Annotated in this window: 14 protein-coding genes; 2 read left to right on the top strand and 12 right to left on the bottom strand. The window is 58.2% G+C overall.

What is annotated here, in order from left to right:
• The 11 genes from VL688_13155 to VL688_13205 form a co-directional block, all read right to left on the bottom strand.
• On the bottom strand, nt 1-602 hold a 602-nt coding region (locus VL688_13155), incomplete at its 3' end, for an acyl-CoA desaturase (protein ID HTL49002.1).
• Nucleotides 577-2601 carry a DUF1365 family protein gene (locus VL688_13160; GenBank protein HTL49003.1) on the bottom strand — a complete coding sequence of 675 codons (2025 nt, stop codon included), beginning with the start codon at nt 2599-2601 and terminating at the stop codon, nt 577-579. The genes VL688_13155 and VL688_13160, both read right to left, overlap by 26 nt.
• Nucleotides 2598-3887, bottom strand: coding sequence for an FAD-dependent oxidoreductase (locus VL688_13165; GenBank protein ID HTL49004.1), 1290 nt, complete (start codon nt 3885-3887; stop codon nt 2598-2600). The genes VL688_13160 and VL688_13165 overlap by 4 nt, the downstream gene beginning before the upstream one ends.
• Nucleotides 3888-3948: 61 nt before the next feature.
• Nucleotides 3949-4893: an alpha/beta hydrolase gene (locus VL688_13170; GenBank protein HTL49005.1), complete on the bottom strand. Its 945-nt coding sequence runs from the start codon at nt 4891-4893 to the stop codon at nt 3949-3951.
• 30 nt (nt 4894-4923) lie between these two features.
• Complete coding sequence (locus tag VL688_13175) at nt 4924-5391, bottom strand: hypothetical protein (GenBank protein HTL49006.1); 468 nt, start codon at nt 5389-5391, stop codon at nt 4924-4926.
• An 82-nt stretch (nt 5392-5473) separates the two neighbouring features.
• Nucleotides 5474-5680 (bottom strand): cold-shock protein, encoded by a 207-nt coding sequence (locus VL688_13180; GenBank protein HTL49007.1) that lies wholly within the window; start codon nt 5678-5680, stop codon nt 5474-5476.
• 170 nt (nt 5681-5850) lie between these two features.
• Nucleotides 5851-6222 carry a response regulator gene (locus VL688_13185; protein HTL49008.1) on the bottom strand — a complete coding sequence of 124 codons (372 nt, stop codon included), beginning with the start codon at nt 6220-6222 and terminating at the stop codon, nt 5851-5853.
• Between the two features lie 4 nt (nt 6223-6226).
• Nucleotides 6227-7147 (bottom strand): fructose-bisphosphatase class II family protein, encoded by a 921-nt coding sequence (locus tag VL688_13190; protein HTL49009.1) that lies wholly within the window; start codon nt 7145-7147, stop codon nt 6227-6229.
• Nucleotides 7148-7230: 83 nt separating this feature from the next.
• Nucleotides 7231-7980, bottom strand: a complete 750-nt coding sequence (locus VL688_13195; protein ID HTL49010.1) for a SprT family zinc-dependent metalloprotease — start codon at nt 7978-7980, stop codon at nt 7231-7233.
• 4 nt (nt 7981-7984) lie between these two features.
• On the bottom strand, nt 7985-8311 hold the full coding sequence (locus tag VL688_13200; protein HTL49011.1) for a hypothetical protein: 327 nt from the start codon (nt 8309-8311) through the stop codon (nt 7985-7987).
• The gene (locus VL688_13205) at nt 8304-10220 is read right to left on the bottom strand and encodes a hypothetical protein (protein HTL49012.1); all 1917 of its coding nucleotides are present in this window, start codon (nt 10218-10220) and stop codon (nt 8304-8306) included. Before VL688_13205 ends, VL688_13200 begins: the two co-directional genes overlap by 8 nt.
• A gap of 217 nt (nt 10221-10437) precedes the next feature.
• On the opposite strand from VL688_13205, the gene VL688_13210 reads away from it, so the two are divergent.
• Nucleotides 10438-11982: a hypothetical protein gene (locus VL688_13210; GenBank protein ID HTL49013.1), complete on the top strand. Its 1545-nt coding sequence runs from the start codon at nt 10438-10440 to the stop codon at nt 11980-11982.
• 8 nt (nt 11983-11990) lie between these two features.
• On the opposite strand, the gene VL688_13215 is transcribed toward VL688_13210, so the two are convergent.
• Nucleotides 11991-13508: a hypothetical protein gene (locus VL688_13215; GenBank protein HTL49014.1), complete on the bottom strand. Its 1518-nt coding sequence runs from the start codon at nt 13506-13508 to the stop codon at nt 11991-11993.
• A 181-nt stretch (nt 13509-13689) separates the two neighbouring features.
• Here VL688_13215 and VL688_13220 point away from each other — a divergent pair.
• The coding region (locus VL688_13220) for a hypothetical protein (protein HTL49015.1) at nt 13690-14634 on the top strand (945 nt) is incomplete at its 3' end.

Here is a 14634-nt window from a genome sequence, read left to right on the forward strand (position 1 = left end):
CCCCAGGTCACGATCTGTCCCATCGTGGTGTGAAGCCCCGGATGCGCGTACTGGAGATAGCAGCCCAGGGCCATGAGCGAGCCGAGCATGACAAAGGCCGGGATTTTCTGGTGGCGGTTCAAGAAAACCAGCTCCGGATAGGCCGCGAGATCAGGCACCAGAGGATCCGGGTGCAGGTTCGCGTTCTTCTTGCACATGAACCAGCCCATGTGCGCCCAGAAAAAGCCGCGCGTGAGCGGCGGATGCGAATCCAGCTCCGTATCCGCATACCGGTGATGATTGCGGTGATGGGCCGCCCACCACATCGGGTCTTTCTGCAGCGAACTGGCGCCGAGCAGGCCCAGCATAAATTGAAAGACGCGCGAAGTCTTGAAAGATTTGTGTGAGAAATAGCGGTGATATCCTGCCGTCAGCCCGAACATGCGGGGCACGAGCGTCAGGAAAAAAACCGCGATCGCGGCCCGGCTTACGCCCGTCCAGAAGACCAGGAGGCAGCCGGCATGGAGAAGGACAAAGGGCACGTTGCCCCAGAATTCGATGCGCTCGTCTCCGGGGGCTTCGGGATCCCAGCCCATTTCAGATGGCGCGGAAGGATTCGGCATAAGAGGGTTCTCCCTTTCTGTCGAGCGTTTTATTTCCTGCCCGTGTAAGAATCATTTGGATATCGTTCAAATAGCGTTTGGAAAAACCGGCTTCACAGTAAGAAAAATAGTATTCCCATTTGCGGCGGAAACGCTCGTCAAAACCGAGCGCCTCGATGCGCGCTTGCTGTTCGCGAAATTTCTTTTTCCATTCGCGCAGCGTCCGGGCGTAATGCACACCGATATTTTCGACATTTTCGACAAAGAGAGTCGAAGATTGAGTCATGGCCTTGCATACCGCGGTGAGAGACGGCAGGTGCCCGCCCGGGAAGATGTGCTTCTGAATCCAGTCGCAGCCTTTACGGTAAGAATCATAACGCTGATCGGGGATCGTGATGCTTTGAATCACCGCAACGCCCTCGGGCTTGAGCAGCCGATCGAGCGCCTGAAAAAATCCTTCCAGGTATTCGTGCCCCACGGCCTCGAGCATTTCGATGGATATGATACGGTCAAACTGCCCTTTCATGTTACGGTAATCACATAATTCGAGCGTAATCTTTTCGCTTAGGCCGGCTTCGCGGACCCGCTGGGTCGCCAGCATGAGCTGTTCCTTGGAAAGTGTGATGCCGGTCACACGACAGCCGGTTTCGCGCGCGGCCTTGATTGCGAAGCTTCCCCAGCCGCAGCCGATTTCGAGAACGTGGTCCTTGGAGGTAATGCGCGCCTTTTCGATCATGCGCTGCAGCTTGTTCTGCTGGGCCGCGTAGAGCGTGTCGTAGGAATCCTTATAAAAGCCGGCGGAATAAGTCATGCTCTCATCGAGAAAGACCTGGAAGAAATCATTGCTCAAATCGTAATGGTCTTGAATGTTCTTCCGGCTTCCGGAAACCGTGTTGCGGCGGGCAAGATGATAAAGGCGATTGAGCGCCGCGCCCAGGCCTTCGAGGAAAGAAACCTTCGGCGACAGATGCGACTTGTTGTCGATCAAAAATTCGAGCACCGCGGTCAGGTCCGGCGTCTCCCATTGCCCATCCATGTAGCTCTCGCCAAGTCCGATGCCCGAATCCCGGATGACGCGCCAGAAAAAGCCGTCGTCGTGCACGCGGATTTCCGCCCGGGCCGGAAGGGAGGTATCCCCGTAAGAGTGGACCGAACCGTCGGGAAGCTGAACGCGAAGATGCCCCTGGCGGGCGCGGGACAAGAATAAATCGAAAATTTTGAAGGCGGCTTTCCGGCGCAGTTTCGGCAGGGGCGTGCGCACGGTCATCGGGCTGGAAGGAGCAGGCTTCTTGTAAACGGGCAATTTTTTTCCGAAGTAAAGCTTGGCCGCCTGCCAATGGATCCGCGGGATCGTCATCACCGCGGTCAGGGGGTAGGCCAAGACGGTTTTCAAAATATTTGCGCCCGTCACGGGGCGCGCCCGGCCTGTCATTTGCGAGACCAGGACGTAACGGCCGTCTTTTTTCAGGTTGACTTGGATCTCGATTGTATCGGAAACCGGCGAGTATTTAAACTCATATTCTCCTTTCCTGTCAAAGAAAGGCGAAACGTGAAAGGCCTTGTCCGCGGCGTAACGCGCCAGGCCGTCCTTGGCCGGCAGCGGTTCCCGCGTCAAATAAATGTGCGTTTCGCCGAACGTATTGTTGACCTGCGCCACGACGCACGCCAGGCTGCCCGTTTCCGTATAGCAATAAAAGAAACTGGCCGGATTGAAAATGTAGCCGAGAAAACGCGCGCACGTAACGAGCTCGACTTTTTTCACGGCCTCGTCCAGGCCTTCCGGAGCAAGATAGCGGCGGAGCTTTTCACGGAGCGCGCCCGGCCCCCTGTCCAGATAATCATTATCGTAAAGCGATACGAGGTTGAACCGGTTATGTCCGAAAAAGGGGTTCGCCCTGCCAAGGGTTTCAAGCTCGTCCAAATCGAAGGAATAAAAGTAGACGGGATAATCGAACCGGTACTTTACCGGTTCCAGGCGCGTATGCATGAGCTGGCCCGTATAAATTTTCGAAAGGGTCATGACCCGAACTCCACACCGAGAGTCTTGGCGGCCTGCACCGCGGCTTTGACCGCGTCCTCGTGAAAGCCGTATCCGAAATAGCTGCCGCAGAAATACGTGCGCCGCGCGCCGTTCAGTTTGGGAAGTTCCGCCTGGGTCCGCAGGGAACTCAGCGTATAGGACGGATGCGTGTAAGAAATTTCTTTGATCACGCGTTCCCGGGGAAAAGGTTTTTGCCGATTCAGCGTCACGAAATATTGGTTCTGCGTCGCAAGCCCCTGAAGGCGGTTCATGTGATAGGAGAGCGTGACGGGGCCGGCTTTGTCCCCCGCGCCTTCGACCGTGTAATTCCACGACGCCCAGGCTTTTTTCCGGCGCGGCATCACGGAGTCGTCCGTGTGCAGCACCGTGGCATTGCGCGTGTAAGTCCAGGCGCCGAGCAGCCGCTTTTCGTCATGGCTCGGGTCTTCCAGCATTTTGAGGGCCTCGTCCGCGTGCGCGGCGATCACCACGGCGTCGAAAGAATGTTCGTCTCCGTTTTCCTTGCGGATGAGCACATGGTCCGCACTCCTTTTGATTTTGCCGATGCCCGCTTTTTTCTGCACCGCCCCTTTGAAGCGTTTCATCATTTCTTTCACGTACGCATGACTGCCGCCGGGGACACTTCGCCATTGCGGCCGGCCTTTGAGCGCGAGCAGCCCGTGATTGTCGAAAAAGCGCAGGAACGTCCGCGCGGGAAAGGCCAGCATTTCAGATTGCGGCGTGGACCAGATGGCCGCGCCCATGGGAATGAGATAAAAATCGCGGAAAGGCGCGGAGTACTTCCCCGCCCGCAGGTATTCACCGAGCGTGACGTCGGCCAGCCTTCCGGCATGGAGGTCGGCGGCCGCGCTTTTGTTGAAACGCAGGATGTCGGCGACCATGGAATAAAAGGAAGGCCGCAGCAGATTCCGCTTTTGCGCGAAAAGGCCGCCCGGAACGTAGCTGGAGTATTCCAGGTCGAGGAGGCGGCTCGAAAACCCGAACGACATATCGCTCAGGCGGCCGGTGATGCCCAGCTCCGCGAGCAGATGAATAAAAGTAGGATAATTGCGGTCGTTGAAGACGATGAAGCCCGTGTCGACGGGCGTGCCCGCGTCCGGGCCGTCGGGAACCGTGATGGTATTCGTGTGGCCGCCCAGATAATCGTTTTTCTCGAAAAGCGTCACGTCATGGCGGCGCTGCAAAAGGTAAGCGGCCGTAAGGCCGGCCACGCCTGCGCCGATAACCGCGAGCTTCATGCCTGATTGTGAGGTCGTTTCCGTCATGTTATCCGCGGCTGCGAAGGCCGCCCTCGAAAAAGAAGTATATACATCCTTTTTGCCCGTGTCAAAGTTTTTTTGTGCCCTCCGCAGCGGCCTTTTCCCAGGTCCTGTCAAGGGCAGCCAGGACGTCTTCGGCCATGGAAAAGCAGGGCTGGTGCGCGCCTTCTTTTAATATAAGGATCTCCGCGTGCGGGACCGCCCTGGCAAACGCCTCGGCATGGCGCGACATGGGCGCGATGAGGTCCGAGTCCCCCGCCAGCAGCACGACCGGGCAGCGGATCTCGGAATACCTTGGAATCATCTGGCGCAAACCTTTGCAGAGATGGCGGACGTCGGCCGCGTTCGCGCTGAAATGCGCGGGACGCATGGCAAGGGCCGTGGCCGTCTTCAGGTAATCCGCCGGCGGATTCTCCGGATAGAAAACTTTGCGGCCGATCGAACCCGTGAACAGATTTCCCAGCGGCCGGACCAGGGCATGCAGGTAAAGCGGGCCGAACAGCGGAACCGCGGAGGCCGTGTGAATGGGATGGATGGGTCCGGTAAAAGGCGTCAGGTAGCCGTTGATCATCATGAGGCCCGCGACATCGTCCGGATGTTCCAGCGCATAGGCCAGCGCGACCGCGCCGCCGAGCGAATGTCCCACCAGAACCGGGCGCTCGATCTTCAAGGCCTTCACGGTCTCGAAAATGTAATGCGCGTGGTCGAAGACGGTCATGTCTTTCTTGCGGGGCCGCTGGCTGTAGCCGTGGCCGGGGCGGTCGACCGCGAGGCAATCGTAGCGGGACGAGGCGCGGTCAAAAAAGGAAAGCGTGAAATCATAAGAAGAGCCGAACCCGCCGTGGATGAAAACCACGGGACGGCCGGAACCGCGGCGCACCGCGTGCATGCGCACGCCGTCCGCGCTCACGAATTCCCCCAAGGGCGGATATTTCTTTTCGGCCTCGGCCGTTTTGAGGCGGGAATAGAGAAAGGCGGCAAGCAAAACGAGGACTATTCCAAAAGCGATCAAAGGTTCACCTGGCGGAGCGGAAGGCGTGATTCATGCGCGCTTGTCGGGATAAATGCGGCTGATGCATTCCTTGCAAAGACCGTGGCTGAACTCGGCTTCGGAATGGGATTGGATATAGTCTTCCAGGTTTTCCCAGTACCCCTGGTCGTTGCGGATTTTTTTGCAGCCGGCGCAGATCGGCAAAAAGCCCCGCAGGATGCGCACTTCGCCCATGACCTGCTGCAGGGCATGGTTGCGCTTTTCGAGCTCGTCGGTCCGGCGCGCGACTTCTTTTTCAAGATAAGTCCGCGACGATTCGAGGGACCAGGTAAAAAGTCCGGCGGCGATGGAAAAAAGCGTCCCCATGACAAGGTAGAGATTGCTTGTGAGCTGGCGGTCCAGAGGAGAATCGGAATTAAAGTAGCGGTCCCAAAGCAGGACGGTAAAAAGGAGGCATATCAGAAAAATCAGCAAAGAAAACCGGAGCACGTTCGGTCCGGGTTTCCTGGAATTCTGCATGTCAGATCATCCGGGTTTTGCAAGGGATCGAGCAAGGCACGCTGGAACAGCTCTGCTCTTCCCCGATTGAAACGGCAAAAACTCAGGCTTTTGCCTTGGTCACATTGACGGCCTGCTCGCCCTTCGGGCCCTGCTGGACTTCAAACTCCACGTCCTGGCCTTCTTCAAGCGTTTTGTATCCATCGCCCTGGATCGCGGAATAATGGACGAACACATCCGCCCCCGCATCCGTGGCGATGAAACCGTAACCTTTTTGATTATTGAACCATTTTACTTTCCCTTTTGCCATGACTTACTTTCTCCTTGAGGGTACATCAAATTGAAGCGGGCAAAAAAAAACCGCAAGGCAAGAGTCCTTACCTCACCTTACGGCCTGCATTTTTCCCGCTGACTGTAAACACGCTCAAAGGATGCATCAGTTTTAACCGGTTGTCAACCGGCCCGCCCCTCCGCAAAAGCTTACCGGATATGCTTTTTTACCAGGTCGAGAAGCTCGTCACCGCCGATCGGTTTGGCGGCCACAAAAGGCTGATTTTTCATGACGCCCGCTCCCGCCTCCTTCTTGGGGACAAGCGCGGTCAGAAAAACCACCGGAATGTCTTTGAGCTCCTTGTCTTTTTTCAGCTCTTTGAGTACCGTCGGCCCGTCCATGTCCGGCATCAGGACGTCCAGGATGATGAGATCCGGCCGGAACCTGCGGGCCGCGCCCACGGCTTCTTTGCCTCTTTTTTCGGTGAAGACTTCGTATTCGCCGGTGAACTCAAGGTTGAGTTTGACGATTTCGCCGAAGGCTTCTTCGTCGTCGACGACCAGGATTTTCTTTTTGGCCATGATGTTAATTCCCGTGGTAGGTGGAGACCCAGCGCACCGTACCGCTTTCGGAACGCATGACGACGCTATGGGTCACCGGGCCCCGGCTCGTGTACCGGACCCCTTTTAACAGGCTGCCGTTGGTGATGCCCGTGGCGGCAAAAACACAGTGGCCGCGCACGAGATCATTGATGGAATAAATTTTCGCATCGACGACCGAACCGTCGCCTTTGACGAGTTGGCCCTTGAATCCCCCGCCCAGGCATTTCATGGCGCAGGCGCTGATCACGCCTTCGGGGGCGCCTCCGATCCCGTACAAAAGATCGATGCCGCTGTCCGGAAGGCACGTCGCGATGGCCCCGGAGACGTCGCAGTCCTGGATCAGCTTGATGCGGACGCCGAGCTTGCGGAATTCGGCGATTATTTTTTCGTGCCGCGGCCGGTCCAGGATGCACACGACGATCTTGGAATACGCTTTGCCCGTCACGGCCGAGATGAGCTGGGTATTGCGCTCGATGGGATCGTTGAGATTCAGCTCGATCTTATTCGCGATGTCCGGTCCGTAGGCGATCTTGTGCATGTAGAATTCTTCGGTGGCAAAAAGCGCATTTTCTTCCGCGAGCGCGAGAACTGAAAGAGCTTCGGGGCCGGACGTTACGGTCGGCCGCGTGCCGTCGATGGGATCCACCGCGATTTCGTAATGCGGCACGCCTTTCTGTCCTGCGAATTTCCCCACCGCGTCGCCGTTGAAAAGCCCGCTCGATGCGTCTTTTTTACCCTCGCCGATCATGATCTTGGCGGCGAATTCGATGCGGTTAAGACGGTCGCGCATAGCATCTGTCGCAGCCTTGTCGGCAGACAGCTTGTCTCCGGTGCCGACCCATTGGGAAGCCGCAATCGCCGCGGCTTCGGTCGCGCGCATGAGGTCGAGGGTGTTATGAAACATGGGGGCCCCTTCTTATAAGTCCCTATTATTGTACCTGATGTATCGGCCGCGGAAAGGCCCTTCCTGAGAAAGAACGGGATTTTTTAGCCGTGCCAGCCCGGGACATACCGCCCGGCGCTGCGCATGTCACGCTGGAGGTCTTTCCAGCCGGGCTCGAAGGACGCCACGCGCTTCCAAAAATGGCGGGAATGGTCCAGATGCGCGGTATGGCACAGCTCGTGGACCAGGATGTACCGCACCAGCCGCGGCGGGAGAAAAAGAAGTTTGCGGTTCAGGCTGATGGCTTTGCGTGCGGAACAGCTTCCCCACCTTGTTTTCTGCGCCCGGACCGAAGCGCGCGCATAAGCCAGCCCTGTCTCGGCCGCGGTTTTTTCCAGCCAGGCCGGCAAATAATCCTCGGCCTGCGACTGCACCCACCGGCGGAGCAGGAGCAGTTTCCGTGAGACAGGCGTTTCGGCAGGAACGACGAACGTCAGCTGGAAAGGGCCGCTTTGGGTAAGACGCGGACGCTTCACGCGCGCCGCCGCGAATTCCACGCGCCAGGTTTGTGCGACCGCGCGGAGTTCCACGCTGTCCGGAATTGCGGGATTTTCAGGAGCGGTTTCCGGCAGCACGCGCAGACGCTCCCGCGTTTTTTCGATCCAGCTCTTTTTGGTTTCCAGCCAGCGTGCGATGCGTTTCACGTCCGAACCTTGCGGCACAATGACTTTCACCTTGCCGCCGGCGTGAATTTCCACGCGGGCGCGCCGGGCGCGGCGGCTGGGGCAAAGTTCATAAGGCATGGTGGAAGGGCTGCGGACGCCGCGAAAAAGATGCTCGAGCGGAAACGCCATGGATTCAGGAACGGTAAATTTTGACCGTGAAGGTTTGTCCGTCCGACCACGGCCAGAACATGATCGTGTTCAGAGGGCCTTCTCCGGTGCGGTAGTAGAGTGTCTGGTCTTTGCGGATGCCGCCGTAGGCGGCGGCCCGCAGCGAGGCTTCGGAGGAAGGGGCCGCGCCCGCGGGCTTGAGCGGCGCGCCGAAACTTTTTTCGATGAGCGGAATCACGGATTTTTTCAGAACGTCCTTGTTATACACGGCCTCGACAAAATGTTCCGTGGCCGAGCGTAGTTCCTGCGAAGGAATCGCCTTGAACTTCGTGATGAATTCCTGGTCATCCATGAGCTTGTCCGTTTCCGCCCGCAGCCGGGCTCCCCCCCACTTCTTTTTCGGGGATTAATGGATGAAAGAATACCGCAGGAGTTTCATATCCCAAAAGAAAAAAATTTTGTAACGACGGCGTGCTTTTTCCGGGAATCGAGAGGCTGAACGCCCCGCCTTTGACGCCGATCAGCTTCACGGATTCTCCATGAGGCGCGCCGCTGCGCGTCACGTACAGCTCGAAAACGCTGTCCGGCAACCCCATGCCCTGGATCTGAAAGCCCTCGGGCGACGGCCCCGCCTGGATGAGGCTTCCCGGCAGCTGCGGCGCCTCGAACTGCACGTTTCCGGAAGCGTCGGCGGGCCCCTTGGGAAGAAAAGTCAGCGTCCTGATCCTTTCGACGAGGATGGGATTGAGTGCCTTTGGAAGATTGCTCGTCCGGTAATCGTCCGGTTCCACGTTCAGCACCAGCACGTCGCCGTTTCCCGCGGCCTCGCCGATGTAGGGCACGAAAAAGCCGAATGCACCGCCCGCGGGAATAACGATCTCCGCGTTGTCCAGCGTGAAGACGCGCCGGTACGAATAGTAGCGGCAGACGTGGTTGTAATAATGATAGATGTAGGCGAATTCATCGTTGGGATGGAACACGTGCTCCTTGGGAAAGAGCGGGTATTTTTTCCCGATCCAGAAAATTTTGTGGTCCGGCCCGGCCATATCTTTGGCATAGACGCTTACTTTTTTCTCGAAGTCCGTCACGTAAAACGGGTCTTGGAACTTCAGGCATTCCAGAAGGCCGGCCCGCAGCGGCAGGACAAGGACGAGCGCCGCGAGCACCGCGCCCGAATTGGCCCGCAGGATTTCGGGAAAGGAAAAGGCCGCGAATTTCTCCCGCAGGAATTCCGAAACCTCCCGCAGCCCCAGCATCGCGAAATAATAAACCGGGATCAGGAGCGGGAAAAGGTACCGGCCCTCTTTGTCGCTGAGGACGTAAGTCTGAAACAGAAAATAAATCCAGAACCAGATTCCGTAAAGGAGCGCCTCGGGAATTTTTTTCCGCCACGCCTGCACCATGCCCAGGACTGCGGCCAGCACCACAGGTCCCGTCACGGAAATCCAGAGGAACGCGTAATTCTCCCACGTCGAATCGCCCCGCTCCGAAGTGAATTTTTTCTGGAGCATGATGTCCTGGATGAGCTTCGCCGGCCCCTGGACCCAAGGCACGCCGTCGTAAAACGTGTAAATCGCCGTGTGCACGCCGAAGACCACGGCCACAGGAAGAAAGGCGAACACGAAAACGCGGGCCAGCACGCCTCGCCGCTCGGCCCCGCTGCCCCGCCACAAAACCCCGAGGCTTCCCCGCAGCACTTCATTCAAAAAAATCACGCCCAGCAATTCGGGAATCATATTATAACGCGTGAGGACCGTACAACAGGCAAAAAGCCCGGCAAGGCCGAGGCTCCCTTTCCGGCCTTCGAGGTGGCGCCGGTAAAAATTCAGCGTCAGCGCCGTGAGCAGTGCCGCCGGGATGTCTTCTTTGGTAAACGGCGCGTGATGGATGAGAAGCCGGTTGATGCCGCAAAGAAAGACCGCGAGCAGCGCTTCGCCGCGGCGGAGGTCCCGGCAGAGCATTTTCCACGCTGCGAAAAGGAAGCCGGCAAAAATCGCGACCGCGATAAGGCGCGACGCCGGAGCCGCGAATCCTTCGCCGAAAACATGCTGCTCCAGCCAGAAGACGGGCGTGAGCAGAATCGAAACAAAAGGCGCGCGCTTCCAGTAACGGGGAAAATCGTCCACCCAGGCATAGCGCCGCGCGTTCAGGAAAAGCTCGTAGCTGTCGGACGGATTGACCTCGAAACGCAGTGCCATCCATCCCAGGTAAGCGACGAGCGAGCCCAAAAGCAGGGCCACGGCGAGCTCGAGGCTTCCCAATCCGGTTCCCGCCGGACGGCCAGGGCCCCGCGCGGGAGAACTTCCTTGTTCTGATAAGGGATTTTTCATGAGCATAAGCGTTTAAAAATACTATCCTTAAGAAACGGCATGCCCGCCTTATTTCTTTTGGAAAACTTCACGGGCCGGGAGCGGAAGCCGGGATTCATGATTTCCGCCCGGGACACCGATAATTGACCGTTAACCCCGAGGAAAAGCCATGCCCGAAGTGATCGCCGGAACCCGCCCGAAAAAGCAGGTCCTGGAAATGTCCGTCCTGATCCTGCTTCTTGCCGTGAACGCGGCGGTCCTTGCCGCGGTCATGTTCCGCTTTTTCCAGCTCCTGGATTTCGGCGCGTTCCTGGACGCGGCCTGGCGCATTTACCGCGGCCAAAAGCCCTACGTCGACTTTTATTTCCATACCGGCCCGATCCACATCGAGATCATGGCGCTTTTTTTTCGCGTGTTCGGCGTCGGGAAAACCGCGCTGCTGGCCGAGCCGCTTCTCATCAGCTCCGCGTGCATGATCCTCCTTTTCCTGGGAACACGCGGCCGCCTGCCGCTCGCCTTCCGCGCGCTGGCGGTCCTGCTGACCGGCGCGGGGCTGTACTGGGGCTACCCGCATCCGTGGTACGACATGACCGCGCATTTCTGGGGGCTGATCGGGCTGATGCTCCTGATGAACCGGCTGCCGTTCGCGGAAAAAAAACAGGCGTTCATGACCGGCCTCGCCTGCGGCGCCCTGGCCATTCTCGCGTTCCTGACCAAAACCAACATCGGCCTGGCCTACGGCGCGGCCTTCGGCGCGACGCTCTTGTGCGCGCCGCACCGCTGGCACGGCCTTGCCGGATGCGCGCTCGGATCGGCGGCGGCCGCGGTCCTGGGCATCCTGCTGCTCGTTCCCAATCCCTCGGCTTATTATGAAAACGCATTCGTCCTCTACGGCAGCGGCCGCTCCACGCAGATGATCCGGCTGCTTTTCCTGCGCGCCTGGATGAAGAACCTGTACTGGGTTCCGTTCGTCACGCTGGCTTTCGCGCGCCTCGCTTTCTGGAAATCCCGCGCGCCGCTCTACATGCTGTTCGTGATGACCGCGCTGCTGGCCATCTTCGACCTGAATACCGGTTCGCTGCGCGATCCGGACCATCTGCCGGTCTTCGGCGTCTACCTGACGCTGGGGCTGCTCGTGCTGCAGGGCCTGAAGCCTGCCGCGGACGGCGCGCTGAAAAAAATAACGCTGCTTGCAGCACAGGCGGTCCTTGTCCTCACCGTGCTTTTCCAGCTGAACGTGACCGGCCGCAGCGCCTGGCTTCATTACGAGCTCACGCATCCCATGCTGCCGCACGGCAATTATCCGATCAAGTCCGGGCCGCTCAAGGGATGGCTTTTTTACGAGCCTTACGGGAAAGCCGTGGACGAAATCGCGGACTACATCCGCGCGAACGTGGCGCCGCAGGATTCGCTTCTCATCATGAGCGACCTGTACCTGCTGAACGCCATGACCGGAAGGGACAGCTACCGCGGCGTTTCCTACATGTGGCCCATGTTTTTTCAGGACGCGCCGATCGGCGCGCGGCCGGAAACCGTGCGGCAGAACATTCTCGAGCATCCGCCCGACTGGATCCTGGTCAAACGCGAGGAAGGAAAGATCGGGGACGTGATGGCGATCCTGCAGCATTTCCAATTCCCGGAAGATTATCTGAAGGATTACGGGCTGGTGCAGACCTGGGGGCCTTACGGCATGCTGAAGAGAACGCGTTCCTGAGACCGGCCTTACTGCTGCGGCATGGGCTTGTACAAATAAAACTTCTCGAGATTCGTGCCCCAGACTCCCTGCTCGGCCGAGGCCAGCAGCACGAAGTTATACCCTTCATGCAGCGGCGAATCCAACGGCTTGTCCAGGACGAAAATCAGAGGATCGAGCGTCCCGAAATGTTCGCGCGCCCGCGCGATGACTTCTTCGACGGGGATTTTGTCGATGCTGTAATAGCCTGAGTCACACGTGTAATATGAGCCGTAGTCTTTCAGATTCGGGTACCAGAATTGACGCTGCCTGGGCATGAACGGCATGATGCTGATGGCCCGGTACTGCGTGTGCGCCACGATCTTGATGCCTTTTTCGTCCAGCCCGTTTTCCTTGAAAAGCTTGTTGATGATGCCGGCCATTTCCAGGCCTCCGGAAAAAGGCAGGTAAATTTCGTAACGCGCCGCGGTGTAAGAACCCCGGAGGCTCAGCAGGAAACACACGTTTAAGACCAGGAGCGCTTTCCCCCACGCCTTCTCCCGCAAAGGAACATTTTCGCCGGCGCGCGTCTCCACAGCCTCCGCTTCCGGTTCGGAGCGGCTTGTCCACAGCACGAAAAGCAGGATTACCGCGTAAAAGCCATAATGCCGGATGTCGCCGTAATGGGAAAACGTGAGGATCATGAAAATTTCCGCATAGCCGCAAAACAAGATCCAAAGGCTTGTCCCTTTGCGCCAAAGCGCGGCTATGGCGCAGCCCAGCACGGTCAAGGCCAGCACCTTGGCCGCGGTTTCCGACACGTCGAATTCGACCGGAATGAATCCCTTGGACAAAGACCAAAGCGGCTTGGCATGACGCCATACCTCGCTCACGTACGTGTGCGCGTGGCAATGATCCGCCGGACGGTTCATCACCTGCAGAAAAGTCAGAAGCCCGCCCAGGGCCATGAGCGCGAGCGCCCCCCAGGGAACCGGCGCATTTTCTTTCCGCCGGCGCATCCCGCTTTCGAAAGCAAAGGATGATCCGATACCGAAGGCCAGCCCGAACGACAAATAATCCGCATGGCACAGCAGAAAGACGAGCGAGGCAAACGCGTACGGATGCCGGAAGCGTTTGGGATAAAGCGCGGCGATCGAAAAGATGAGCAGGATCGCGAGCGCGTACATGCGGGAGACCACGGCGTACTCGAACAGCATCAGGTAAGAAAAAATCCACAGGTACTTTGTCGGCCTGGGGAACGGGGAACGGAAAACAAAAAGCAGCACGGCGCCGAAGGCGAGAATAACATGGATGATTTGCTGCGCAGCGAACGGGAATCCGGTCCTGGCAAAGGGCCGCAGGATCAGGTACCAGAGGCTCGGATGATTGTCGTAATTGCCGGCAAGGTATTTGACGAAAGCCGGGAACGTCGTGTCGCGGGCCAGGAGCCAGGGCTGGGTTTCGTCGCTCCAAGGCTCATGATGGAAGGCCAGGAAGGCCACGATCCCCAGATAAAGGGCCGCGATCAGCACGTCCAGGACGCGGTAAAATGTTTTTTTATCGGCCATGGAAATAACTATCGGCCCTTCCGGCCCCAAACCTGACCGCGCGCCGGCCCCGGAACGTCCCTTCCCCAAGCGGCGCATTTTATTATGGGCCATAAGGTTGGGTTTAAGACCGCCCTGCCGGAAGCCGAAAATAAAGAGAGTGTTCCAGGGTGACTTTTAAGAAGTTTTATCCCGGAGATCCATGGTTTATTCCAAAGAAGCGCTGAAAAAAAAGCGGAGCATCTGGCTGTCGGCCGGTTTCCTCGCCGGCCTTGCGCTGAAGATCGCGGTCTCGTTCTTCGCGGCATCGGATTACCTGCGCGAACTTTTCACGCCTTTCATCAACTGGTACGTCCTGAACCGGTTCCACAATCCGTGGGACTTTTTCTCCACGCTTGGACTGCTCCGGATGTTCCCTTACCCGCCTTTCATGCTGTGGGTGATGGCGCTTCCTCGCGTTCTCTTTTCCCCGTTTCTCGGCGGATCCTGGGAAGCCGTGACCGGCCTGCATCTTTTCGTGATGCGCCTTCCGCTTCTGGGCTTCGACGCGCTGATGTTTTACCTGCTGCTCCGGCTTTTTCCCGCGCAGGCCCGGAAGGTGCTGCTGATCTACTGGCTTTCGCCGCTCGTTTTTTTCATCAATTATGTCCACGGTCAGCTCGACATCGTGCCCACGGCGCTTTTCTTCGGCGCGGCGGTTCTCATTCTCGAACACCGGCTGCTGCCGGCGGCGGCTGTGCTCGCGCTTGCCGCGGCCTCCAAATCGCATGTCATGATCGCGATGCCGTTCGTGCTGGTCTTCCTTTACCGGCAGAAGACGGGCTGGACGCGCCTCGGTCTTTTCATCGCCGTTTTCGCGGCCGTGTACGCGGCCATCGTGGCGCCTTATGCCCTGACCTCGGAGGCCTTCCGCGAAATGGTTTTCAATTCTCCAGAGCAGAAAAAGCTCTTCGCCTTTGCCGTGCCCGTGTCCAGCTCGCTCAGCATCGTGATCTGCCCGATGGTCACGGTGCTCATCTTCTTCAAATTTGTTTCGTACAAAAAGCTGAACCGCGAGATCTTCCTGATGTTCCTGGGGCTCGTCTTCGCTTGCCTGGTCATCTTCGTGCCGCCCATGCCGGGCTGGTTCTTGTGGTCGCTCCCCTTC

The sequence above is a fragment of the Verrucomicrobiia bacterium genome, assembly GCA_035495615.1.
Taxonomy (GTDB): domain Bacteria; phylum Omnitrophota; class Omnitrophia; order Omnitrophales; family Aquincolibacteriaceae; genus DATJFP01.